Source organism: Gordonia sp. i37, from assembly GCF_002043085.1.
In the GTDB taxonomy this organism is placed as follows: Bacteria; Actinomycetota; Actinomycetes; order Mycobacteriales; family Mycobacteriaceae; genus Gordonia; species Gordonia polyisoprenivorans.
This window is the reverse complement of sequence record NZ_MVPX01000288.1, coordinates 1-1,616: the sequence shown is the minus strand read 5'-3', so window position 1 is coordinate 1,616 and position 1,616 is coordinate 1. Positions and strand designations below refer to the sequence as shown.

Sequence of the window (1,616 nt, the reverse complement as noted above, 5' to 3'; positions counted from 1 at the left end):
GGACGCCGGGGAGTTCCAGCCACGGAATCAACATGCCGGGTGTCTGAGAGCCCTGACCGGGCGCAAGCATCGAAAGCACGTGACCAGAGAACACCGTTTCGGCGTCCTATGTGGGTGTGGAGGTCGCTAGACCTCATCGGAAGGATTTGTGGGGTTCCCACAAAGGTGTCTCTGGCTGGTTCCGCATCGTCATCACTTCGAGATTCGTTACAGAAATGTGTCCGAAAGGCATCTGCCAGCGGAAATGTGGAAACAGCGGTGTTACTGATGTTCCTCATGTGGCTGAGTGTGGCGATTCGTTCCTCAGATGTGTCAATCGTCCGACGGTTGCCGCGATACGTAAGACGTAGCCGTCGCGAGGGTTAGTTGGATCACGTCCTGTCACTTCTGCAATTTTCTTCAGTCTGTACCGGACAGTATTTGGATGGATATACAGTTCGCGGGCACATGCCTCCACAGAGCCGCCACAGTCCAGATAGGACTCGAGGGTGCTGTTGAGGGTCGAACCGCCGGTCGACAGCGGACGCACCAGCGTCTCGATGAGTGTCGCCGTCGCCGATGCGTCACCGTTGAGTGCCCGCTCGGGCAACAGTTCGAGGCTGTGCACCGGCCGCGGTGCGCCGGGCCAGCCGACGACTGCGGAGATCCCGGCCATCGCCTCGGTGGCGCTGGTGTGCGCTGCGCCCAGATTGGGCATGGTCGGCCCGATGACCACCGGCCCGTCGGCGAAGTGGTCGAGCAACGCATTGCTGAACGGATCGGTCATCTTGATCGGCCCGCTGACGATGGTCACCAGCAACGTGCCCTGCACCACCGAAAGTGCGGCCCGGTCATAGCGTTTCGCGGTGTTGTGGATCGCCAGCGGGACCGAGACGTTCTGTTCGGGAGGTGGCGCGCCGACGATGACGGTGGCCGGGGCGTCGGAATCCCAGTTCAGCGCGGCCGCCCGCGACAACAACTGTGGGCCGGTGTCGCCGCGGACGACGGCGTCGACCACCAGGGCCTCCAGACGCGAGTCCCACGCGCCGCGCGATTCGGCCGCCGACGCGTAGATGGCCGCGGCGGCGAACCCGATCTCGCGACCGTAACGCAGCACCGACTCGGTCAACGCGCGGAGTTGGGCGTCGTTGCGGGCGAGCAGCGGCAACCACTTCTCGAAGAACTCCATCGCCACGCGCACCATCTCCACGGTCTGCAGCAGCGTGATGCGGCGCGCGAGATCCTGCGGGACGACCTGAAAGGCCTGAACGGTGAACTTGACGTTGCCCTCGGGGTCCTGAATCCATTCGACGAAGTTCACTACCGCGGTCTGCACGACCAGCTGCACGCTGGCACGCTGCGCGGCGTCGAGATCGGCGAAGTAGGGGAGCTGGTCCTGCATCGAGTGGACGGCCTCGGTGGCCAGTCGACCGCTGTACTGCTTGACGCGACGCAGCAGCGTGTCGGGCAGTGCGTCGTGCACGGTGGCCGGGGCGGGCACGTGCGCACCACGTTCCCCGAAGACGTCGCTGGGCGGCGGCGTCTGATTCACCCGATGCTCCGACATGTGTTCACAGTAGGCGTCCGCGGCCGCCGGGCCGACGAATGCGCTGTCAACGACTGCGGCGGGGGGCCCC

General features: G+C 64.7%; 1 protein-coding gene. It reads right to left on the bottom strand.

Annotated features, from left to right (window positions below; all coding sequences use genetic code 11):
• Positions 1 to 274: 274 nt before the first annotated feature.
• Positions 275 to 1,546, bottom strand: a complete 1,272-nt coding sequence (locus tag B1964_RS13910) for a helix-turn-helix domain-containing protein (RefSeq protein WP_006371501.1) — start codon at positions 1,544 to 1,546, stop codon at positions 275 to 277.
• Positions 1,547 to 1,616 lie beyond the last annotated feature (70 nt).

Coding starts and splice junctions, on each gene's coding strand:
- B1964_RS13910 (WP_006371501.1), bottom strand. CDS start 1,546: ATGTCGGAGCATCGGGTGAATCAGACGCCGCCGCCCAGCGACGTCTTC.